This window comes from Nonomuraea sp. bgisy101 (assembly GCF_057708945.1).
Genome location: NZ_JBYITD010000011.1, coordinates 79,768 through 101,989, shown reverse-complemented (window position 1 = coordinate 101,989; position 22,222 = coordinate 79,768). Strand labels below are relative to the sequence as shown.

Annotated in this window: 21 protein-coding genes; 11 read left to right on the top strand and 10 right to left on the bottom strand. The window is 69.6% G+C overall.

The genetic code is table 11. The features are described 5' to 3' along the window. The first annotated feature begins 62 nt into the window (after nucleotides 1-62). Genes AC3EO4_RS22020 through AC3EO4_RS21995 form a run of 6 tightly spaced genes read left to right on the top strand, consistent with a single transcriptional unit; the run spans nucleotide 63 to nucleotide 5,950 of the window. Nucleotides 63-1,223 carry a homogentisate 1,2-dioxygenase gene (locus AC3EO4_RS22020; RefSeq protein WP_431897435.1) on the top strand — a complete coding sequence of 387 codons (1,161 nt, stop codon included), beginning with the start codon at nucleotides 63-65 and terminating at the stop codon, nucleotides 1,221-1,223. After that, the gene (locus AC3EO4_RS22015) at nucleotides 1,220-1,978 is read left to right on the top strand and encodes a hypothetical protein (RefSeq protein ID WP_379581296.1); all 759 of its coding nucleotides are present in this window, start codon (nucleotides 1,220-1,222) and stop codon (nucleotides 1,976-1,978) included. Before AC3EO4_RS22020 ends, AC3EO4_RS22015 begins: the two co-directional genes overlap by 4 nt. Further along, entirely contained in the window at nucleotides 1,978-3,075 is a 1,098-nt protein-coding gene (gene fahA, locus AC3EO4_RS22010; protein ID WP_431897434.1) for a fumarylacetoacetase, read from the top strand. Before AC3EO4_RS22015 ends, fahA begins: the two co-directional genes overlap by 1 nt. 52 nt (nucleotides 3,076-3,127) lie before the next feature. Then, a complete protein-coding gene (locus AC3EO4_RS22005) occupies nucleotides 3,128-4,390 on the top strand; it encodes a L,D-transpeptidase (RefSeq protein ID WP_431897432.1) in 1,263 nt (420 codons plus the stop codon). A gap of 53 nt (nucleotides 4,391-4,443) precedes the next feature. Further along, nucleotides 4,444-4,875 carry an NfeD family protein gene (locus tag AC3EO4_RS22000; protein WP_379581293.1) on the top strand — a complete coding sequence of 144 codons (432 nt, stop codon included), beginning with the start codon at nucleotides 4,444-4,446 and terminating at the stop codon, nucleotides 4,873-4,875. A gap of 7 nt (nucleotides 4,876-4,882) precedes the next feature. Further along, nucleotides 4,883-5,950: an SPFH domain-containing protein gene (locus tag AC3EO4_RS21995; protein ID WP_431897431.1), complete on the top strand. Its 1,068-nt coding sequence runs from the start codon at nucleotides 4,883-4,885 to the stop codon at nucleotides 5,948-5,950. A gap of 49 nt (nucleotides 5,951-5,999) precedes the next feature. On the opposite strand, the gene AC3EO4_RS21990 is transcribed toward AC3EO4_RS21995, so the two are convergent. From AC3EO4_RS21990 to AC3EO4_RS21955, 8 genes are all read right to left on the bottom strand, one after another. Further along, nucleotides 6,000-6,665 carry a hypothetical protein gene (locus AC3EO4_RS21990; RefSeq protein WP_431897429.1) on the bottom strand — a complete coding sequence of 222 codons (666 nt, stop codon included), beginning with the start codon at nucleotides 6,663-6,665 and terminating at the stop codon, nucleotides 6,000-6,002. Further along, nucleotides 6,662-7,234 (bottom strand): RNA polymerase sigma factor, encoded by a 573-nt coding sequence (locus AC3EO4_RS21985; protein ID WP_431897427.1) that lies wholly within the window; start codon nucleotides 7,232-7,234, stop codon nucleotides 6,662-6,664. Before AC3EO4_RS21985 ends, AC3EO4_RS21990 begins: the two co-directional genes overlap by 4 nt. A 145-nt stretch (nucleotides 7,235-7,379) precedes the next feature. Continuing rightward, the gene (locus AC3EO4_RS21980; RefSeq protein ID WP_431897424.1) at nucleotides 7,380-9,251 is read right to left on the bottom strand and encodes a hypothetical protein; all 1,872 of its coding nucleotides are present in this window, start codon (nucleotides 9,249-9,251) and stop codon (nucleotides 7,380-7,382) included. 2 nt (nucleotides 9,252-9,253) lie between these two features. Then, a complete protein-coding gene (locus AC3EO4_RS21975) occupies nucleotides 9,254-10,423 on the bottom strand; it encodes a Gfo/Idh/MocA family protein (RefSeq protein WP_379581288.1) in 1,170 nt (389 codons plus the stop codon). A 30-nt stretch (nucleotides 10,424-10,453) separates the two neighbouring features. Continuing rightward, nucleotides 10,454-12,079: a type 2 periplasmic-binding domain-containing protein gene (locus AC3EO4_RS21970; protein ID WP_431897422.1), complete on the bottom strand. Its 1,626-nt coding sequence runs from the start codon at nucleotides 12,077-12,079 to the stop codon at nucleotides 10,454-10,456. A 24-nt stretch (nucleotides 12,080-12,103) separates the two neighbouring features. Then, complete coding sequence (locus tag AC3EO4_RS21965) at nucleotides 12,104-12,985, bottom strand: carbohydrate ABC transporter permease (protein ID WP_379581286.1); 882 nt, start codon at nucleotides 12,983-12,985, stop codon at nucleotides 12,104-12,106. Further along, nucleotides 12,982-13,866, bottom strand: coding sequence for an ABC transporter permease (locus AC3EO4_RS21960; RefSeq protein WP_431897420.1), 885 nt, complete (start codon nucleotides 13,864-13,866; stop codon nucleotides 12,982-12,984). Before AC3EO4_RS21960 ends, AC3EO4_RS21965 begins: the two co-directional genes overlap by 4 nt. A 235-nt stretch (nucleotides 13,867-14,101) precedes the next feature. Next, on the bottom strand, nucleotides 14,102-15,235 hold the full coding sequence (locus AC3EO4_RS21955) for an ROK family transcriptional regulator (protein ID WP_431897418.1): 1,134 nt from the start codon (nucleotides 15,233-15,235) through the stop codon (nucleotides 14,102-14,104). 139 nt (nucleotides 15,236-15,374) lie between these two features. Here AC3EO4_RS21955 and tdh point away from each other — a divergent pair, with 139 nt between their 5' ends. From tdh to AC3EO4_RS21940, 3 genes are all read left to right on the top strand, one after another. After that, nucleotides 15,375-16,418: an L-threonine 3-dehydrogenase gene (gene tdh / locus AC3EO4_RS21950; RefSeq protein WP_379581283.1), complete on the top strand. Its 1,044-nt coding sequence runs from the start codon at nucleotides 15,375-15,377 to the stop codon at nucleotides 16,416-16,418. Between the two features lie 48 nt (nucleotides 16,419-16,466). Further along, nucleotides 16,467-17,639: a glycine C-acetyltransferase gene (locus tag AC3EO4_RS21945; protein WP_379581282.1), complete on the top strand. Its 1,173-nt coding sequence runs from the start codon at nucleotides 16,467-16,469 to the stop codon at nucleotides 17,637-17,639. A 165-nt stretch (nucleotides 17,640-17,804) separates the two neighbouring features. Then, entirely contained in the window at nucleotides 17,805-18,686 is an 882-nt protein-coding gene (locus AC3EO4_RS21940; RefSeq protein WP_431897415.1) for a LysR family transcriptional regulator, read from the top strand. Nucleotides 18,687-18,797: 111 nt separating this feature from the next. On the opposite strand, the gene AC3EO4_RS21935 is transcribed toward AC3EO4_RS21940, so the two are convergent. Further along, the gene (locus AC3EO4_RS21935) at nucleotides 18,798-19,247 is read right to left on the bottom strand and encodes a hypothetical protein (protein WP_431897413.1); all 450 of its coding nucleotides are present in this window, start codon (nucleotides 19,245-19,247) and stop codon (nucleotides 18,798-18,800) included. A 145-nt stretch (nucleotides 19,248-19,392) separates the two neighbouring features. On the opposite strand from AC3EO4_RS21935, the gene AC3EO4_RS21930 reads away from it, so the two are divergent. Further along, entirely contained in the window at nucleotides 19,393-20,217 is an 825-nt protein-coding gene (locus AC3EO4_RS21930) for an SAM-dependent methyltransferase (protein ID WP_431897411.1), read from the top strand. 4 nt (nucleotides 20,218-20,221) lie between these two features. On the opposite strand, the gene AC3EO4_RS21925 is transcribed toward AC3EO4_RS21930, so the two are convergent. Continuing rightward, complete coding sequence (locus AC3EO4_RS21925) at nucleotides 20,222-21,076, bottom strand: amidohydrolase family protein (RefSeq protein ID WP_431897409.1); 855 nt, start codon at nucleotides 21,074-21,076, stop codon at nucleotides 20,222-20,224. Between AC3EO4_RS21925 and AC3EO4_RS21920 the strand changes: the two genes are divergently transcribed. Further along, nucleotides 21,053-22,111, top strand: a complete 1,059-nt coding sequence (locus AC3EO4_RS21920) for a TIGR04222 domain-containing membrane protein (protein ID WP_431897676.1) — start codon at nucleotides 21,053-21,055, stop codon at nucleotides 22,109-22,111. The genes AC3EO4_RS21925 and AC3EO4_RS21920 overlap by 24 nt on opposite strands. The last annotated feature ends 111 nt before the right edge of the window (nucleotides 22,112-22,222 follow it).

Sequence of the window (22,222 nt, the reverse complement as noted above, 5' to 3'; positions counted from 1 at the left end):
CTGATAAAGGACCGTAAATACGGATAGAGGACACTATTGTCCGATTAACGGACGGAGTTGCGATGCCGTACTACCGCCAGGTGGGCGAGGTCCCGCGCAAGCGCCACGTGCAGTTCAAGCGCCCTGACGGCGGGCTGTACGCGGAGGAGTTGATGGGCGAGGAGGGCTTCTCCTCCGACTCGTCACTGCTGTACCACCGTTACCTGCCGACCGCGATCATCAAGGCCGAGGCGGTGGAGCCGCCGCTGCCGTCGATCGCGTCGCCCAACCTTCCGCTCTCGCCCCGCCACTTCCGCACCCAGGATCTGACCAGCGCGGGTGACCTGGTCAGCGGGCGGATCCTGCTGTCGGCCAACAACGACGTCCGATTGTCGTACGTCACCACCGACCGGCCCAGCGAGCTCTACCGCAACTCCAAGGGCGACGAGTGCGTCTACATCCAGCGGGGCGACGTCCGCTTCGAGTCGACCTACGGCGCCATCGAGGCGGGCGAGGGCGACTACGTGGTGATCCCCACCGGCACGATCCACCGCTGGGTGCCGTCGGGCCAGGTGAACGCGCTGGTCATCGAGGCGTCCGGGCACATCAGGCCGCCGAAGCGCTACCTGTCGCAGTACGGCCAGTTCCTTGAGCACGCCCCCTACTGCGAGCGCGACCTCAGGACGCCGCAGGAGCCGCTGATCGAGGAGGGCGAGGAGGTCCCCGTCCTGGTGCGCACGCGCGGCGGGCTCACCAGGCTGACCTACCGCAACCACCCCTTCGACGTCGTCGGATGGGACGGCTACCTCTATCCCTACGCCTTCAACATCGAGGACTTCGAGCCCGTGGTGAAGAAGACCCACGCGCCACCGCCGGTCCACCAGACCTTCGAGGGGCCCGGCTTCGTGGTCTGCTCGTTCATGCCCCGCCCGCTCGACTTCCACCCCGAAGCGGTCCCGATCCCCTACAACCACCACAACGTCGACTCCGACGAGTTCATGTTCTACGTGGGCGGCGACTACTCCGCGAGGGCCGGCTCAGGGATCGACGTCGGCTCGATCTCCCTGCATCCCGCGGGCTTCACCCACGGCCCGCAGCCGGGCGCGGTCGAGGCGGTGATCGCCGCTGGGGCCACCCACACCAGCGAGATGGCCGTCATGGTCGACACCTTCCGCCCGCTCGACCTCGGCGACGGCGCGCTGTCCTGCGAGGACCCCGGCTACGCATGGACCTGGGCCCGATGAGCGCCTTCGAGTGCGGCACCCCGCCGCTGAAGACGACGCTCTTCTCCGCGCTGGTCGACGACGCCGGGCTGTTCCCTCCGACCTCCCTGCACATGGACGAGGCGGTGGCCCGCCACCAGCGCGACCTGGAGGCGGGCAGCCCCGTACTGACGCACCGCTTCCTGTGCCCGACCAGCCGCCTCGACGGCCTGCGCCGGCAGGCGCAGCAGCCGCGGCTGATCGGGCTGATCGTCGACACCGAGACCCTTCCCGACTTCTCCGACCTGCCGGTGGACTTCGTCGAGAGCCGCGAGGTGCGGCCGGTGCCGGAGAACGTCAGGCTGTTCGTCGAGGTCCACCCCAGGAAGATCGTGCACGTGCCGCACGGGGTGGGGCTCAAGGTGCGCTGCGGCGGCATGACCGCCGACGCCTTTCCCTCGGTCGCCGAGCTGGCCGAGTTCATCACGTACTGCGCCGAGCACGACCAGCCGTTCAAGGCCACCGCGGGGCTTCACCACGCCGTGCGCCACTTCGACCCCTCGCTCGGCGTCGACAGGCACGGCTTCCTCAACCTCGTCCTCGCCGTGTGCGCGGCCGTCGAGAAGCGCGATCCCATGAGGGTGCTCGCCTCCACCGACGTCGGCGAGCTGGTCCGGCAGGCGCACGACGTACCCGACGAGACGGCGCAGACCGCCAGGAGACTCCTGGTCAGCTACGGCTCATGCAGCACGGCCGCACCCGTCGACGACCTGAAGACCCTCGGATTGGACGCCTGATGAGCTGGGGACTCGACAACCTGCCCTACGGGGTCTTCTCGCGGGCCGGCCAGACGCCCCGCGTCGGCGTGCGGTACGGCGACGCCGTCCTCGACCTGGCCGCCGCCCTGCACGACGAGGTGTTCACCACCGGCTCGCTGAACGCCTTCATGGCCCGCGGCCACCGGGCATGGCGTGACACGCGCGCGCTGATCGTCAACAAGCTGTCGACCGACAGGTCGCTCGTCCAGCCCCACCTGGTCCCGCTCGACCAGGTGACGCTGCACCTGCCGTTCGAGGTCGCCGACTACGTCGACTTCTACTGCTCGATCGAGCACGCCTCGAACCTCGGCAGGATGTTCCGCCCCGACGACGAGCCGTTGAAGCCGAACTGGCGGCACCTGCCCGTCGGCTACCACGGGAGGGCGGGCACCATCGTCGTGTCGGGCACCCCCGTCGCCCGCCCGAACGGGCAACTCGGGGCCGGCAGGTTCGGACCGACCGCGAAGCTGGACATCGAGGCCGAGCTGGGCTTCGTCGTGGGCTCGCCCGACGGGGGCTCCTTCGAGGAGCGCGTCTTCGGGGTGACGCTGGTCAACGACTGGAGCGCGCGCGACATCCAGGCGTGGGAGTACGTGCCCCTCGGGCCCTTCCTCGGCAAGTCGTTCGCGACCTCGATCTCGCCGTGGGTGACCCCGCTGGAGGCGCTGCCCAGGATCGAAGGCCGGGCGCAGGAGCCCGCGCCGCTCCCGTATCTGGCGCGTGAGGGTGACTGGGGGCTGGACATCGCGCTGGAGGTCGAGCTGAACGGCGAGATCGTCTCGCGTCCGCCGTACAGGAACATGTACTGGACGCCCGACCAGATGCTGGCGCACATGACCGTGAACGGCGCGACGCTCAGGACGGGCGACCTGTTCGCCAGCGGCACGATCTCCGGGGAGAGCCCCGACACACGGGGTTCGTTCATCGAACTCACGTGGAACGGGACGGAGCCACTCAAGCTGGGCGACGGGCAGGCCAGAACGTTCCTGGAGGACGGCGACACCGTCACGATCCGCGCCACGGCCGGCGACATCAGTTTGGGAGAGGTGTCGGGAATCGTCACCCCGCGTGCCTGACCGCTCACTCCTCGCTAAACTCCTGGGGTTTGCCCCGGAGTGAAGGAGTGAGATGCGGCACGCCCTCCTGCTGATCGGCGGCCTGGCGCTGCCGATCAGCGGCTGCACCGCGGTGACGGCGACCCGGCCGAAGCCCCCCGCACCGGTGATCGCCGTCTCACCCGCCTTCGACGACGTCGACGCCAGGCCCGACAAGGGCCTGGTCGTCAAGGTCCGCGGCGGCAGGCTCGGCGACGTCTCGGTCCACGCGGGCGGCACGGCCGTCCCCGGCACGCTGGACCCGACGGGAACGGTGTGGCGCTCGACCTGGACGCTCCCGCCAGGTGTCGAGCACGTCGTGACGGCCACCGCGGCAGGGCCAGGCGGTCCCGGCACGCTGGTCATGGGGCGCTTCCGCACCCGTCCGGCCGAGCGCACGTTCAGGGTGCTCTCGGTGTCGCCGATGCCGGGCGAGACCGTCGGCGTCGGCACGCCCATCGTCGTCACCTTCGACACCCCCGTCAGGAACAAGGCCGCCGTCGAGCGCGCGCTGGAGGTGCGCTCCACCAAGCAGGTCGAGGGAGCGTGGCGGTGGCTCAGCGACACCCAGGCCGTCTACCGGACCAGGCACTACTGGCCGGCCAGGCAGCAGGTCGCGTTCACCGCCCACCTCGCCGGGGTCAGATCCGCCCCCGGCGTGTACGGCACCGCCGACCACGCGCTCACCTTCGCCATCGGGCGCGAGCAGGTGAGTACCGTCGACACCGTCAGGCACCAGATGGTCGTGCGGCGCGACGGCAGGGTCGTGCAGCGGATGGCGATCAGCGCGGGCAAGGCCACCACCCGCGAGTACACCACGACCAGCGGCGTCCACCTGACCATGGACAAGGGCAACCCGGTCAGGATGGTCTCACCGGGCAGGAAGAAGGGCGATCCAGGCTTCTACGACGTGCTGATCGACCACGCGGTGCGGATCTCCAACAGCGGCGAGTACGTCCACGCCAAGAACAACGTCTGGGCGCAGGGGCGGCTGAACGTCAGCCACGGCTGCGTCAACGCCCGGCCCGACCAGGCGGCCTGGTTCTACGACACGTCGCTGCGGGGCGACCCTGTCACCGTCATCGGGACCACCCGCGAGCTGGAGTGGCACAACGGGTGGGGCTACTGGCAGTTGCCATGGGATCGGTGGATCATGGGCAGCGCGCTCCACGATGCCCGGCCTCCGCCGGCTGGGTCGAGCACGCGCCCGAGCCCGACGCCCTTCCCTGACATCCGGACACGCCATCAATCGGTACCGCTGAAGACTGCCATGCCGGTAATCGGAGGATTACCGTAGAGAGGGAACTCCTTTGGGACGCGGGCCCGTTTTCCTTACAGGAGGGCCGGAGTATGGATGATTGGGTCATCTGGATAATCCTCGCCGTCGTACTCGGCGTTGCCGAGATCTTCTCCCTCACCGCCGCCCTCGGCCTGCTGGCCGCCTCCGCGCTGCTCACCTCACTGGTGGCGGCGGCCGGCCTGCCGATCCCCCTGCAGTTCCTTGTCTTCACCGCCGCCTCCGCCGCCGGTCTGCTCGTCGTCAGGCCGATCGCCATGCGAAGCATCCGCCAGCCTCCCCACCAGCGTTTCGGCGTCGAGGCGCTCGTGGGCAAGTCCGCCTACGTCGTCAGCGAGGTCACAGGGCGCTCCGGCCTGGTCCGCATCGGCGGCGAGGAGTGGACGGCACGGGCGTACGACGAAACCGTGGTGATCCCTGCCGGAGCGACCGTGGACGTCATCGAGATCGAGGGGGCCACCGCCCTCGTCTACCCTCGGGAGTGATCGTAATATGGCGCTACTCATAGCGGGACTGCTCGTCGCGCTGTTCGCGGTGTTCACCGTGCTGCGTGCCGTACGGATCGTGCCCCAGGCACGCGCACGCAACGTGGAGCGCCTGGGCCGCTACCACCGCACGCTGAAGCCGGGCCTGAACTTCGTGATCCCCTACATCGACCGCGTCTACCCCATGATCGACCTGCGTGAGCAGGTGGTCTCCTTCAGGCCACAGCCCGTCATCACCGAGGACAACCTGGTCGTCGAGATCGACACCGTCCTCTACTTCCAGGTCACCGACCCGCGCGCGGCCGCCTACGAGATCGCCAACTACATCCAGGCGGTCGAGCAGCTCACGGTCACCACGCTGCGCAACGTCGTCGGTTCCATGGACCTGGAGAAGACGCTCACCTCCCGCGACACCATCAACAGCCAGCTGCGCGGCGTCCTCGACGAGGCGACGGGCAAGTGGGGGCTGCGCGTCAACCGTGTCGAGATCAAGGCCATCGACCCGCCCAAGACGATCAAGGACGCGATGGAGAAGCAGATGCGCGCCGAGCGGGACAAGCGCGCCGCCATCCTGAGCGCCGAGGGCCAGCGCCAGTCGCAGATCCTGACCGCCGAAGGCGACAAGCAGGGCGCGATCCTGCGCGCCGAGGGCGAGCGCACCTCCGCCATCCTCAAGGCCGAGGGCCAGTCGCGCGCCATCGACCAGGTGTTCCAGGCCGTCCACCGGAACGACCCCGACCCCAAGCTGCTCGCCTACCAGTACCTCCAGGTGCTGCCGCAGCTCGCCCAGGGTCAGGGCAACACGTTCTGGGTCATTCCCAGCGAGGTGACCTCGGCCCTGCAGGGCGTCTCCAAGGCGTTCACCGAGGCGCTGCCGCCGTCCGCGGCCACGCGCACCACCTCGCCCGAGTCCTCCGAGGCGCAGGAGGAGATCGCCCGCGCGGCCGAGGCGGCCGCGGAGGCCGTGGCCGACGCCCGCGAGGCGGAGACCACGTCGGGGCCGCGCGAGCTGCCCCGGCCCGTCTCCGAGCCCACCCCCTTCCCCGATCTGGAGAAGAACCACCAGGAGGCATGACCAGGGAGGAGGGGCCGTGGGAAGCACTCCCGCGGCCCCTTCGCCGGCCCTAGTCCTTTCCTTCCAGCAGGACGTAGTCCGGTCCTTCGAGGCCTCCGACGGAGCCGTTCGGGTCGTCGACCAGGGTGCACTCGGCGACGGGTCCGTTGGAGACGCGGGTCCAGAGACCCGCGACCGTGATGTCGGAGTCGTCGCGGACTCTGAGCTCCAGCACCGCGGTCTGCCCCTCCTTCACCCACGAAGGGTCGACGGTGAAGCCGAACCTGGATTCCGATTCCGGCGAAACGGACATGCCCGGATGGGCGAACGTCTTGCTGATGGCCGTCCCGTTGGGCACCCAGCTCTCGCTGCGCGGCTGCGGGTCGCACCGCTGGCCCTCGGGGACGTAGTCGACGACGGCGTTCAGCCCCATCGCGCGCAGGTCCGCCTGCAGCGCCTCGGGGTTCCTCGCCTCGTTGATCGTGATGTGGATGGTCCCGTCGGGGTTCTTGGCGATCGCGTAGGCGGGGGCACCGCCGCCGAAGACGAGCGGCGCTCCCACCGCCATCGCCACGGCCAGCCCCAGGGCGGGCAGCAGTATCGCAGGGCGCGGCAGCAGCCGACGGTGCCTGGGCTGTATCTCGGTCATGACGAACTCCTTGAGTTGCCGGTAACGGCCCTCAGGAAGATCGCGCTCCGCAGGTGGCGGCAGCAGCCTCGCCAGCTCCTCGTTCATCGGATCTCCTTCATCGGGCTTCGGTCACCCATTACCTGTCGCGGCGGGGAGACCGGTTCCAGCTTCTTCCGCGCCCTGGACAACCGGGATTTCACCGTGCCCACGGGCACGCCGAGCGCCTCGGCCGCCTCCGTGTAGTTCAGGCCCGACCAGACGCACAACGCGACGACCTCCTGCTCGTGACGGCGCAGCGCGCCGTAGGCCTGCCTGATCGCGGCCAGCCGCTCGGCGTCGTCGATGCGTCCCGCGACCTCGTCGGCGAAGTCGGCCACCGCCTCGGCCCTCGGCATCCGCGCCATCGCGTCCTGATGCCTGCGTACGGCTCGCCGCATGTTGCGCACGACGTTGGTGGCGACGCCGAGTAACCACGGGCGCAGCGACCCTCCGTCGGCGTCGATCTTCCGCCTGAGCCGCCACGCCTCCAGGAACGTCAGTGACAGCGCGTCCTCGGCGGCGGCCCAGTCGCCGAGCACGCGGTAGGCATGATGGAAGACGGCGCGGCCGTACTCGTCGAAGAGCTGCGCGAACGCGTCGGCGTCACCATCACGTATCCGGGCACGAAAGGACATGTCCACGCATAGGACTGTCCGCGGCGCGTCCCGGGTTCCCTGTACGAGCGAACCCGGCCGCCACGAAGGCGACCGGGTCAGGTCTCACCCGTACCGCACCCGGCGGTGGACCAGGCGCGGCCCGGCTGCCACGGCCGGTTTCCGGTCAGGCGGCGTCCCATTCGAGCAGGAGGTAGCCGCGATGGGGAACGGTCGCCGTCGAAGGGTCGACGGGCACGGGAGGCGCCAAGGGGCGCAGCAGGGTCGCGGTCGCCGATGAGGGCACGCCTGCGACCGGGCGGGCGGGGTCGGCCGAGCCGTTGGCGATCGCAAGACGCCACCGGTCGCCGACCTTGGCCAGGTGGGGCAGCAGGTGCGGGCCGCCCGTCACCATCGGGAAGTCGCCGCCCAGGAAACCGATCGCCTCCTGGGCGAGGCGGCGGCCGTCGTCGCAGCGGCCGAGCCGTTCGGGCGCGCACGCGGCGATCGTGTGGACCCGCCCGCCGAGCGCGTTGACGAAGCTGACCCGCCCCGCGCCCCACGGTTCGAAGCGAGGGCTGAGGATCTCCGTCCAGACCTCGGCGGCCCGCGCAGGACGCAGCCGGGCCACCGCGTCCTGCACGTTCACGCTCAGCAGCGCGCCGCCGTCCACGATCCGCTCGATGCTGTACGGCGTGCGCGAAGGCCGCTCCCGAGCCACGATCTCCGCGACCGTGACGCCGAGCAGGTCGCCGAATCCGCGCTCGGCCAGGATCGAAGCGGCCCTGCCGTCCAGCAGCAGCCCGCCGCGCAGCAGTTCCAGCGGGTCGGGAACCGCCCAGGCCAGCTCGCCGAACAGCGCGGTCACGGGCGCGACGCCGGCCCGGATCGGCACGCCGTACGGCAGGAGGAAGTCGGCGGCGCGCAGCGGATCGGCGGTCAGGCCCTCCATCGTGCCGTCGCCGGGAAGCGAGGCCGCGGCTGAGGGCCACCACGGGACGCCGACGCCGGCCGTGACAGGGGAAGGGGTGAGGGTGGCGTCGAGCGCGGGCCTGGAGGCGTCCAGCATCCGGCCGACGCGAGGGTAGCGCCGCGGGTCTCCGGTGACGAAGGGGAAGACGTCGAGCAGCAGCGCGTCGGCTCCCGACAGGTGTGCCGCGACCATCTCCGACCAGGTCTGGGTGTCGGCCTTCGACCACTCGGTGTGCTTCCAGTTCTCCACCTCGGGCGCGACCTCGACGCCCGGAGGGCGCAGCGGGCGCTGGAGCTCCAGCATGGCGATGGAGTAGGCCAGCGTCCTGCCGACGGTGTCGCTGTAGGGGGCGAAGTGCGGCCTGTGCACCCGCGCCCGCTCGAACAGCGCGGCCCAGTCGCGGCCCTCGACGGAGGCGACGCCGAGTCCGGAGCTCATGACGCCCAGCTCGGCACGGCCGCCGACCGCCTGCCGTACGGCGTCGACGGCTTCGAGCTGCGCCTCGCGCCAGGTCCGCTGGAGCAGCTCGCGCCACGGGTGCGGCGGCCCCGTGACGGCGGCCACCAGCTCCTGCCTGGTGGGCTTCTCGCCCGCCAGCAGCTCGAACCGGTCCAGCATCTCGGGCTCGAACCCGCCACCCCAGGTCAGCGGCGAGTGGTTGTGGAAGCGCAGGTCGTCCTCCAGCCAGAGCACGCGGAAGCCGAGCTCGGCGAAGCGGCCGTAGTGCGCCGCGAGCCACGACCGCCACGCCGGGCAGGCGAACGAGGCGGTCGTGGTGGACACCTCGCCGAGCGGGGAGACCATCGGGGCGAAGCCCGCGTCCTGGACCCTGCCCCTGTCGGCGTGGCCGGTGGTCACCCACGGGTTCAGGCTGACGCTCAGGCCGCGCTCGGCCAGGACGTTCCTGGCCGAGCGCACCAGCTCGAACCACAGGTCCTCCTCGGCGCCGAGAAGGTGCCCGGGGTGGAGCTCCTCCGCGCCGAACATCAGCACGACCTCCTCCACGCCGTGCTCGACGCAGAAGTCGGCCAGCGGACGCGGGTCGGCGCCCGGCAGGACCTGGTAACGCAGGTGGTAACGGGTCAAGATCAGACCTGACCGCGGTCGAAGTAGGCGATCAGCTCGGGGTCGAGCGGCGGCACGTCGTACGGCATGCCGCCGTCACGCAGCGACATCGTGGCCATGTAGCCCGCGGCCACGCTCATGCGGGCCGCCACCGGCGAGGTGTCGGTGACGCCGCCCTCCCGCACGAACCTGTTGAACTCGCCGATGATCCCGGTGTCCGCGCCGCCGTGCGAGCCCTTGGCGTCAGGCACCTGGTAGGCGATGTCGCAGTCGTCGCGGTAGGACGAGGGCCCGGTGTTCCACACCTTCACGGTGTCGCCGGGGCCGTCGCCGAAGTTCTCCAGCCTGCCCTCGGTCCCGATGACCGTGTAGTTGCGCACGTAGTCGGGGCTGAAGTGGCACTGCTGGTAGGCGGCGATGATCCCGTTGTCGAGCCGCATGTTCATGACCGACACGTCCTCCACGTCGACGACGTGGTGAAGGTTCTTCCGCTCGGTGGGCGGCCACTCGAACTCCTTCAGCCAGTTGTCGGGCCGAGGGGTGCCGGGCTCGCGCCGCGGCAGGTCGCCGTAGAGCATCAGGTCGCCGAGCGCGTTGACCCTGGTGGTGTAGCCGCCGGCGAGCCAGTGGATGACGTCCAGGTCGTGCGCGGCCTTCTGCAGCAGCAGGCCCGTCGTGCGGGTGCGGTCGGCGTGCCAGTCCTTGAAGTAGTAGTCGCCGCCGTAGGACACGAAGTGACGCACCCAGATGGTCTTCGGCTCGCCGATGACGCCCTTCTGGATGATGTCGCGCATCAGGCGGACCACGCCCATGTGGCGCATGTTGTGCCCCACGTAGAGCCTGGTCCCCGTCCGCTTCGCGGTGCGCAGGATGTTGTCGCAGCCCTCGACCGTGATGTGCAGCGGCTTTTCCAGGTAGACGGCCTTGCCCGCCTCCAGGGCCGCCACCGCGATGCGCTCGTGGGTGTCGTCGGGCGTCATCACGATGACGGCGTCGAGGTCCTTCCTGTCCAGCAGCTCGCGGTAGTCCTCGGTGAGGATCTCCGCCTCGAAGCGCCCCGCCTGGCGCTTGAGCACTGCCGGGTCGGAGTCGCACAGCGCGGCCACGACCGACCCCTTGCCGGGCCGGTGCGCCGACAGGGCCAGGCTGGTTCGCAGCCCGAGGCCGATGACTCCGATGCGCAGGTCTTCCACTTCTGTCCTTTCCTTGACGTACGGCGGGACTCAGCCCTTGGCGATGGAGGCCTCGTACTCGGCCTTCATCGCGGCGCCGCCCTTGTCCATCCACTTCTTGACGAAGTCCTGCCAGCCCGACAGCGGCTTGCGGCCCGTGACGAAGTCCACGATCGCGTCCGACGCCATCGTGCTCAGCTCGCCGTTCTTCTGCGTGTAGGTGTCGGAGAAGTGACCGGTGGTGACCCGCGGCTGGAGCAGCGGCGCGACCTTGGTCTCGAAGTCGTGGATGAGCTTGGTGCGCTCGGGCTGCCCCGGCAGGAACAGCGCGGAGGGCGAGCCGATCACGAACTGCAGCGGCTGCACGGTCGTGGGCACCTCGGCCGTGCCCTTGTCGGTGAAGGCGAGGTCGCCGTCCTTCTTGGTGAAGTGCGTGCCCTCGACGCCGAAGTTGACCAGCTGGTACTCCTCGGTGCCGAACGGCGCGGCCAGGTAGTTGAGCACGCCCAGCAGCGTCTCGATGCGCGCCTTGTCGACCTTGTTGCTGATCGCGGTGAACCCGACCGAGCCGAGGCCCGCGTTGTAGACGGGCTTGGACGACGGGGTCGCGGCGAAGGGCACGATGGCGCCGAGGTTGTACTTCTGGGTCTTGGCGTCGTTGAGGAAGCCGGGGAAGGACTCGACGTAGGCGCCGATCTGGCCGTTGGCCACCTTGTCCTTGATGGTGGCCAGGGCGGGGTCGGGCCAGAACAGGTTGGCCTTGAAGCACTTGACCGCGAACTCCAGCGCGGCGAGGTACTCCTGCGTCTCGTACTGGTGGGTCAGCTTGCCGCCTTCGAGCTTCCACGTGTTCGGCGCGCCGTACCAGTGGCTGAACATGTGGACGTGGTTCACGTAGGAGGGCTCGAGCGGGTACTTGTTCTTCTTGACGTCGAGCAGCTGCTTGGTCTTGTCGAAGAAGTCGTCGGCGCTGGTGAAGGTGGCGCCGCCGACCGGCTGCCAGTAGTCGGTGTTGACGAGGAAGACCTGGCCGAACTTGCTGTAGGACACCGCGACGCCGTACAGCTTGCCGTCGGTGACGGCCGACTTCCACGCCACGTCACCGAGGTTGGCCAGGTTCGGGTACTTCTTGATCGCGTCGCCGCTCAGGTAGGACGTCAGGTCGTGGAACTTGGCCGCCAGCAGTTCGGGCACCCGCTGCAGGCCCTGGTTCGGCGGGAACCAGACGAGGTCGGGCAGGTCGTCGCTGGCGATGATCGCGTTGAACTTGTCGGGGTAGCCGTCGCCGACCACGATGTTCATGGCCCACTCGGAGCCCAGCGCCTTGTTGAGCTCCTGCAGGTAGGCGCTCTGGCCGGGGGCGGGCGGGGCCACGTCCCAGGTCTGGGTGAGCGAGGTGATCTTCTTGCCGTCGCCGGGAGGGGCGGTGACGGACTTGACCAGCTCGGTGGGGTACTTCAGGTAGGCGGGGTCCTGGCCCGCGTCGATGGGCAGGTCGGGCGTGGGGATCTTCGCGGCGGTGAAGGTGGGGAGCGCGAGCTTCTTCGACAGCTCGGCCCCGCCCTTCTTGACGCCGGCCGCGCCGCCACCCTCGCCCCCGCAGGCGGCGAGCCCTGCGACGGTGACGCCGGCGAGTGCGAGTCCGAGGAAGCCGCGGCGGGACATGGTTGAGGACATGGTTTCTCCTGGAAAGGGTGCGGTTCAGCCCTTGATGGCGCCCGTGAGGACGCCCTTGGTGAAGTACTTCTGGAGGAAGGGGTAGACGGCCAGGATCGGCACCAGCGCGATGACCAGCACGGCCATCTGCACGGAGGAGGCGGGCAGGTCCCGCACGATCGCGACGTCGGAGCCCGTGGCGGAGGTGCCGCGGAAGATGAACTGCCGCAGCACGACCTGGATCGGGTGCATGGACTGGTCGTTGATGTAGAGGATCGCGTTGAAGAAGGTGTTCCAGTAGGAGACCGCGTAGAACAGGCCCACCACGGCGATCACGGCCTTGGACAGCGGGATCGCGATCCGCCACAGCATGCGCCACTCGGTGCAGCCGTCCATGCGCGCCGCCTCGAACAGCTCCTCGGGCAGGTTCTGGAAGAAGGCCCTGACCACGACCACGTTGAACGCGTTGACCAGCACGGGCACGATCAGCGACTGGTAGGTGTCGATCATGCCGAGCTCCTTGACCATCAGGTAGCTCGGGATCATGCCGGGGGTGAACAGGAACGTGGCCAGCACCATCAGCAGGATCGGCTTGCCGCCGAGCATGCCTCTGCGGGAGAGCGCGTATCCGAGGAAGACCGTGCACAGCAGGCTGAGCGCGGTGCCGGCGAGCGTGATGCCGATGCTGATCAGCACGGATCTGGTGACCGCGCCGCCTGACAGGATCAGGCTGTAGGCCTCGAAGGTCGGCTTGGAGGGGAACAGCACGTAGCTGCCGCCGTTGGCGATGCTCTCCGCGCGCCCCATCAGGCTGGTGCCGAGCGCGAGCCCGAACGGGTACAGCACGGCCAGCACGATGGCGGTGAGGACGACGAACTTCAGCGCGCGCCCCGCGATCGTCGGGCGTTCCATCCATGGCGGCCTCATCGGTAGATCCCCTGCTCTCCGAAGCGGTGTGCGAGTTTGTTGGCCGCGTAGATCAACGCCGCGCCGATGAGGCCCTTCATCAGGCCGGCCGCGGTGCTCATGCCCCAGTCGCCGTCGCGGATGCCGTGGTAATAGACGTAGGTGTCGATGACCTCGGACGCGCCCGCGCCGACCGCGTCCCGCTGCAGGACCATCTGCTCGAATCCGACGGAGAGGATGTCGCCGAGGCGCAGGATCAGCATCATGAGGATGACCGAGCGGATGCCGGGCAGCGTCACGTGCCACAGGCGGCGCTTCCAGTCGGCGCCGTCGATGGCGGCGGCCTCGTACTGGTTCATGTCGATCGCGGTGATCGCCGCCAGGAAGATGATCGTGCCCCAGCCGCAGTCCTTCCAGATCACCTGCGCCGTGACGAGCAGCTTGAAGGTGTCGGGGTTGGACATCAGGTTGCCGATGGTGACGCCGTGGGAGTTCAGGAAGCCGCTCACGGTGCCCGCGCCGCCGATGACCTGCTGGAACATCGCGACCACGACGACCCACGACAGGAAGTGGGGCAGGTAGACGACCGACTGGATGAAACGCTTGATCCGGTGGCCGACCAGCGAGTTCAGCAGCAGGGCGAGCGCGATCGGCGCGGGGAAGTAGAGCAGGAGCTGCAGCGCGGTGATCTGGAGCGTGTTGCTGACCGCGGACCAGAACTCCGGCTCCGCCAGGAGCATCGTGAAGTTCTCCCAGCCCACCCATGGGCTGCCCGAGATGCCGAGGAACGGCGCGTAGTCCTTGAACGCGATCACGTTGCCCAGCAGCGGGACGTAGAAGAAGACGACGAAGTACAGGACTCCGGGCACGCACAGCGCCAGCAGCGTCCAGTCGCGTCTCAACCGATCGCGGATGGTCCGCCGCTGAGGGCGGACGTCCGTATGGACTTCCACTACGGGGGTTGCCGTGGACGCGACCACGTCTCACCTCCAAGTCAGAACGGGTGGGGTCTCAACGAGTGACTGGAGGCTAGCCCGCGTTTATGCAAACAACTAGGGTTAATCGAGCACAAAGCAGCAGAAGATGCGCAGCATCTATCGCTTCGTGACAGTTTCGTGACTGATTTATACAGAGCGTCTATGAAAACAGCACTGTGTCGGCGTGGTTGAGCGCCATCCGCACCGCGCCGAGCGTGATCGACTCGCTGCTCAGCTCCGATGCCACGACCCTGGGCGGGTACAGGCAGACCTCGTCCAGGTAGCTCTGGATCGGCTCGACCAGCAGGTCACCGGCGGTCGACAGGCTGCCGCCGATCACCACCATCTCCGGGTCGAGCGGGTTGACGATGCTGACCAGACCGCCCGCCAGGTGGCGGGCGAACCTCGACACCGCCTCCGCGGCCTGCGCGTCGCCCGCCCGCGCCCTGGCGATGGCGAACTCCGCGCTCTCCCGCGTGGACCTCAGCTCACCCGGCTCCACGGCCATGGCGTAGTCGAGCACGTGCCTGAACGCCGACCAGTGGTCACCCGCCTGCACGCCGATCTCGCCCGAGGCCGCGTGCGCCCCCCTGTACGGCACGCCGCCGATGAGGAAGCCCAGCCCGAGCCTGTCGCCGGTGAACAGGTAGACCACGTCGCTCATGCCCTGGGCGGCGCCACGCCAGTGCTCGGCCAGCACCGCCAGCCGCATGTCGTTCTCGACGAGGATCGGCGAGGGGACGCGCTTCTCCAGCTCGGCCCGCAGCTCCACCCCCGTCCACCCGGGCAGTACGACGCTCTTGACGACCCTGCCCTCGCCGTCGACCACGCCGGTGGTTCCGACGCCCACCGCCACCAACTCGGACACCTCGCACCCCGCCTCCGCGGCGGCCCTGGTGACCAGGTCGCGCACCATGGCCAGCCGTTCGGCCGCCGAGGTGTCACGCGGCAGCGGTTCCCTGCAGGAGGCCAGGATGGTGCCGCCGAGATCGGCGGCCATCGTGCGAACGCTGGACGAGCCGATGCCCACGCCGACCACGTGGCCCGCGGAGGCGCGGAACCTGTAGCGGCGGGCGGGACGGCCGCGCTGCCTGTCGCCCTGCTCCTCCTCGCACTCCTCGGCCCAGCCCTCGCCCAGCAGGTCCTCGACGATGACCTCCGCCGTCGGCCTCGACACCCTCGCCGCCCTGGCCAGTTCGGTCAGCGTGGCGTCTCCCGCCCCGCGCATGGCGCGCAGGATCGCGGCGGAGTTGAGCTTCCGCAGGAGGGACGCGTCACCGCTGACCTGTCTCATGACGGTCATTCTACTTTGACAAGGTTCTTTCGATAAATCATGTAGCGATGCTGACAGAGCCGTTAAGAAAACCTCGATGGACACGGGGGGTGATCACCGGCACAGTGCGTAAGGTTGTCAGGAGGGGGAAACGACCGTCATGAAAGCACTGGTCAAGCAGAAGGCCGAGCCTGGCCTGTGGCTGATGGACGTGCCAGAGCCCGTCGTCGGGCCCGGCGAGGTCAAGATCAAGGTGCTGCGCACCGGGATCTGCGGCACGGACCTCCACATCCGCAAATATGACGACTGGGCGAAGAGCACGCTGAAGCTGCCCCTGGTCGTCGGGCACGAGTTCTCCGGCGAGGTCGTCGAGGTCGCGCCGGGCATCGAGGACATCAAGGTCGGCGACCTGGTCAGCGGCGAGGGCCACATCGTGTGCGGCAAGTGCCGCAACTGCATGGCAGGCCGCCGCCACCTGTGCATCAACACCATCGGGCTCGGCGTCAACCGTGACGGCGCGTTCGCCGAGTACGTGACGCTGCCGGCGTCCAACGTCTGGGTCCACCGCGTCCCCGTCGACCCCGACGTCGCGGCGATCTTCGACCCGTTCGGCAACGCCGTCCACACCGCGCTCTCCTTCCCCCTGGTCGGCGAGGACGTGCTGGTGACAGGCGCCGGCCCGATCGGGCTGATGGCCGCCGCCGTCGCCACCCACGTGGGCGCCCGCAACGTCGTGATCACCGACGTCAGCCCCGAACGGCTCGAACTGGCCGGGAAGCTGGGCGTCAGCCTCGCGCTGAACATCACCCAGGACTCCATCGCCGACGGCGTGAAGCGGCTCGGCATGCGCGAGGGCTTCGACGTGGGCCTGGAGATGTCCGGCCACCCGCAGGCGATGCGCGACATGATCGCGAACATGACCCACGGCGGCAGGATCGCCATGCTCGGCCTGCCCGCCGAGGAGTTCGCGATCGACTGGGCCACGGTCGTCACCTCGATGATCACCATCAAGGGCATCTACGGCCGCGAGATGTACGAGACCTGGTACAACATGTCGGTCCTGCTGGAGAAGGGGCTCGACCTCTCCCCCGTGATCACCGACAGGTTCTCCTACCGCGACTTCGACGCCGCCTTCGACACCGCGGCCAGCGGCAGGACCGGCAAGGTCATCCTCCACTGGAGCGACGCCTCACCCCGCGCGTGACCCCCGAAGGCGTCCCCCTCACCAGATCACGATGGATTGGAGCGTGTGATGTTCGGAAAGACGCGGGATGACCTGCGGGCCACACTGGACGAGATCGCCTCAGCGGGGCTGCTCAAGCCCGAACGCGTCATCACCACCCCGCAGAACGCCACGGTCGGCGTCGCGGGCCGCGAGGTGCTGAACTTCTGCGCCAACAACTACCTCGGCCTCGCCGACAACGCCGAAGTGATCGAGACCGCCAAGGAGGCGCTCGACACGTGGGGCTTCGGCATGGCCTCCGTACGCTTCATCTGCGGCACGCAGGAGGTCCACAAGGAGCTCGAATCACGCCTTTCCGACTTCCTCGGCATGGAGGACACCGTCCTCTACAGCTCCTGCTTCGACGCCAACGGCGGCGTGTTCGAGACGCTGCTCGACGCGCAGGACGCCGTGATCTCCGACGCGCTCAACCACGCCAGCATCATCGACGGCATCAGGCTGTCCAAGGCCCGCCGCTACCGGTACGCCAACCGTGACATGGCCGAGCTCGAGGCCAGGCTCAAGGAGGCGTCCGACGCGCGGCGCAAGCTGATCGTGACCGACGGCGTCTTCTCCATGGACGGCTACCTCGCGCCGCTGCGGGAGATCTGCGACCTGGCCGACCAGTACGGCGCGATGGTCATGGTGGACGACTCCCACGCGGTCGGCTTCGTCGGCCCGACCGGGCGCGGCACCCCCGAGCTGCACGGGGTCACCGACAGGGTCGACATCATCACCGGCACTCTCGGCAAGGCACTGGGCGGGGCGAGCGGCGGCTACGTGTCGGCCCGCAAGGAGATCTGCGAGCTGCTGCGGCAGCGCTCGCGCCCCTACCTGTTCTCCAACTCGCTCGCGCCGGTCATCGCGTCGGCGTCGCTGCGCATCCTCGACCTGCTGGAGAGCTCCAGCGAGGCGCGCGAGCGGCTGCGCGACAACACGCTGCGTTTCCGGACGCAGATGACCGAGGCAGGGTTCGACGTGCTGCCGGGCGACCACCCGATCGCACCCGTGATGATCGGAGACGCCGCCGAGGCCGCCGCGATGGCCGAGCGCCTGCTCGACCAGGGCATCTACGTGATCGGCTTCTCCTACCCCGTGGTCCCGCACGGCCAGGCCCGCATCCGGGTGCAGCTGTCGGCCGCTCACTCGCCCGAAGACGTCGACCGCGCGGTCGCCGCGTTCGTCGCCGCCCGCGACAGCTGATCCTCCGGTACGGCAAGCGGGTCAGCGGCCACCGCGGTCACCGCTGACCGCCCGTCCATCACGCCGCTCCAGCGGGACTCCGGCGAGGCCACTGTCACGCCGGCCTCGCCGGGGTGGCCCCGCCGGGTGGCCTGGTCGCCTGCCGTACGGCGTCACAATGGGTTCGTGATTGACACTCGCCGGTTGCGGACGTTGCGAGCGGTGGCGGACCACGGCACGGTGACCGCGGCGGCCGCCGCGCTGCACGTCACGCCCTCGGCCGTCTCCCAGCAGCTCGGCGCGCTCGAACACGAGGTGGGCCACCGCCTGTTCGCCCGCGACGGCCGCGGCATCAGGCTCACCGCCGTGGGCCGCATCATGCTCGCTCACGCCGACGAGGTCCTCGCCCAGCTCGAACGCGCGCAGGCCGAGGTCGCCGCGTACACGACGGGTTCGGCGGGCGAGGTGACGGTCGCCTCGTTCGCCACCGCGATCAGCGTCGTGCTGGCCCCCGCCATCAGCGCCCTGCGCGTGACCGCTCCCGCGTTGAAGATCCGTGTCCTGGACGCCGAGGGCGACCGCGGCCTCACCCTGCTGCTCGACGACGAGGCGGACCTGACGATCGCGGTGGAGTATCGCGGCGCGCCCGACGACCAGCGGCTGACCCGTCTGCCCCTCTACGCCGAGCCTTTCGACCTGCTGCTCCCCGTGGACCACGCCCCCGCCTCCTCGTTGTCGGAGGTGGCCAGCGAGCCGTGGATCGGCCCCTATCCCGGCAATCCGGTCCACGACGTGATCACGTTCGCCTGCGAGCGGGAGGGTTTCACGCCGGGGTTCGCGCACTCCTCTGACGACTTCCGCGCCGTCGTCGCGCTGGTGGGGGCGGGTGCGGGTGTCGCGCTCGTGCCCCGCATGGCGTTGCGCGATCTCGACCTGTCCAGCGTGATCGTCTGCCGGATCCCCGGCCCCGAGCGCCGCGTCTTCGCGGCCGTCCGCCGCGGCGCCGATCTCCACCCGCTCCTGCGCCCGCTCCTCGCCACTCTCACCGCCGGCCGCCCGCTGGACTGACACCCGCCCACCCGCCCAGCCCGCGGTCCGACGCCCGCACTCCTGCCCAGCCCGCCGGACCCACGCCCGCCCACCTGACCCAGACCGCCGGACCGGCGTCCGCACTCCTGCTCAGCCGACCGGGCGGGGGTCGTGCACGGTCGGGACGCCGCCTTCGCGGTGCGCGCGGCGGACGTCCTCGACGAACTCGCGGGAGAACATCGTCGTCAGCGTGGCGACGCCGCCTCGGGTGACCCTGATCTCGCCGTGCCTGATCTCGCCGACCAGTTTGACGGTGAAACCGCCGGTGGTGGCGGGTCGCTCCCGATCCTTGACGCCGCCGCGACCGGTGACGCGCAGGTCCCACTGGTCGACCACCGCGTTGTCCGGCAGCAGCAGCCTGAGCGTGGACCGCTCGGCATCGACGCGAACCTCGACGTCGCCCTCGGGCAGGGCCCTGAGGTCAAGGACGGCGTAGCCGCGCCTGGCGCGGACCTCGAACCTGTTGGCCTCGGTCCAGCGGCCGAGCTTCTTGGTGGCGGTGTCGAAGGCCTCGACGCGCACGACGGTGGTGTTCTCCATGACCGACCTCGTTCCGTTTCTCTTGATTCCCAAGACGTTTTTATCTTGGCTCTCAAGCTACTTGAATGTCAAGAGAAATCTCAACGATCTTTCGCGGATGGCCGAGTAGCATGGCGCTCCGGAGGTTTGAGACGAAGGAGACGCGGTGGCTGAGTTAGAGCGGGTTCCTCCCGGCGTCGACCCCACGGTGCCGAGTTCAGCGCGCGTCTACGACTACCTGCTCGGCGGTAAGGACCACCTCGCGATCGACCGCGCCGTGGCCGAGGCGCTCCTCGCGGTAGCGCCGGACACGCGGCTGGTGGCTCGCGCCAACAGGATCTTCCTGGCCAGGGCGGTACGCCACCTGGCCGAGCAGGGGGTGCGCCAGTTCATCGACCTGGGCACCGGCATCCCGACCTCGCCCAGCGTCCACGAGGTGGCCCGCGAGGTGAACCCCGCGTGCCGGGTGATCTACGTGGACTACGATCCGGTGGTGCGGCTGCACACCCAGGTACTGCTGGCCGACGTGCCGGGCGTCGCCGGCATCCAGGCCGACCTGCGCCGCCCCAAAGACATCCTCGGCGATCCGCATGTCACCGGCCTCATCGACTTCGACCAGCCCGTCGGGGTGCTGATGGTCGGCGTGCTGCACTTCGTCATGGACGAGGAGGACCCCGCGGGGATCGTGGCCGCCTTCAGGGAGCGCATGGCGCCGGGCAGCCACCTGGTGATATCCCACACGATGGCCGAGAGCGCGCCCGAGGCGCTCGCCCAACTGAAGATGGCCACGGCGAACTCGCCCGCGCAGGGCAGGTTCCGCGATCACTCCCAGGTCGCGCGGCTGTTCGACGGCTTCGAGCTCATCGGCCCCGGCCTGGTTCCCGTGCAGGACTGGCGGATCGGTGACGAGGACGAGGACCAGATCAGCCTCCTCGACGGCCCGCCGCGGCTGCGCGTCGACGGCGGCGTCGCCCGCCTGATCCGGACCTGACGCCTCAGCCCTCCTTCTCCGGATCCCAGCCCTCGGCCCCCAGCTTGAACACACGGCGAGCCGCGCCCCCGAGGAAGTCCTCTCGCGCATCGGGGGTCAGACCCAGCTCGTCGACCTGGGCGAGAGCGCGGTCGTGGGAGAGCTGCGGCCAGTTCGTCCCGAACATCACCTTGCCCCTGCCGTAGGTGTTCATGAAGTGCACCAGCTGCGGCGGATAGTAGCGGGGCAGGTAGGCCGAGGTGTCGATGAAGACGTTGTCGTGCTTCCACGCGACGCCGATCATCTCGTCGGTCCACGGGTGCCCGATGTGCCCGCCGACGATCACCAGCTCGGGCAGGTCCAGCGCGATCCTGTCCAGGTAGGGCACCGGCCGGCCCGTCTCGGACGGCTTCAGCGGGCCCGTGTGCCCGACCTGGGTGCAGAAGGGGACGCCGAGCTCGACGCAGGTCGTGTACAGCGGGTAGTAGAGCCGGTGGTCGGGCGGCAGCTCCCACAGCCACGGCACCATCCGCAGCCCGACGAAACCCAGCTCCTCCACCGCGCGGTGCAGCTCCGCGACGGCCGCGACGGGATGGGCCAGGTTCACCGCCGCGAGCCCCGCGAACCGGTCGGGGTAGGCCGCGGTGAAGGTGGCGACGTCGTCATTGCTGATCACCCACCCGCCGGGCCGGTGCCACGCCGACAGCAGGAGCATGTCGACGCCGGCCGCGTCCATCAGCGTGACGAGCTCGCCGGGGGTGACGGGCGTGTCGATCAGGTCGGCGCTCCCCGACTTCTCGAACAGCCGCCGGATCTCCGGCATGGGCAGCCTGCCGGGCCGTCCGCCCATGGTGGGCTGAGCCCAGACATCGATAATCACCTTCCCAGCCTCTCCCGCACCGCCCTGACGATCAATGCTGCGCAGGCGAAAGATCGTGCAGGACCGCTCAACGATGCTCCCAACATCGCGGCAGGATGGGGGGAGAAGCTCGAACCGCGACATCAGGAGGCGATCATCGATCTCGTCTTACTACTCCTGGCCTGCTGCGTCATGGCGGTCTCCCTGGCCGGCGCCCTGAGGGTGCGCCCGGCCCGCTACCCCGCCCACGAGGACGTCGACAGGGACCGGCTCGCCTATCTGGCGGGCGGCCGCATCCGCGTCATCAACGCCGCGCTGGCCGAACTGTCCGCGAGGGGCACGGTCACGATCTCCGCCACCCGCCGCATCCAGGTCTCTTCCTCTGATCCGGACGCGCGCGGACCGATCGAGACCGTCCTGGTCGAGGCCTCCCGCGGCTCCGGTGACGGGCTGGAGGTCCATCTGGCGCACCAGGTCCTCACGGACGACGACGTCGAGCGGATCATCGGCAAGGGCTGGGTGACCGAGCGGGCGACGGAGCGGGCCCGCCGCCTGCTGGGCGTCACGGCCGGCGCCGCCGCGCTCGGCCTGGTCGGCACGCTCGTCCTCCTGGGTCTGCGCGTGGTCCCCGCCGCGACACTGACGTTCGCCGCGGCCGGGGTGTTCGGCCTGGCCGCCGCCGGCAGCATGGCCGGTCACTGGACCGCGGGACGGGTCTCCCGGCTGCTGCGGGAGGCGCGGCTCGCCCATCCCCAGGGCGAGCGTCCCGCCCGGCCTTCGCCCGAGGCCGTCGGGCGCGGCGTGGCACTGCACGGCCTGCAGGAACTGCCCGACCGCCGGGTCAGGGCCGCGCTCGGCCACCAGCCCCGCCCGCACCCCCAGCCCATTCGGCGCACCCGCCGCAAGACCGGCCGCAAGCGGTACGGGGGCGGCTACCACCACACCTACGACACCGGCGGCGGCACGGGTGACGGAGGCGGGGGCTGGGGCTGGGGCGACGGCGGAGGCGGAGGGGGAGGCGGTGGTGACGGAGGCGGAGGCGGAGGCGGGGGCTGACGGGTCCTCATGGGCGCGCTCGCTACTGGCCAGGGCGGCGGGGTAGTCGTTGATCGGGACTCCGACCGCGGAAGGTGCCACCCGGCTGCTAGCCTGCTGCGGCACGCGCGA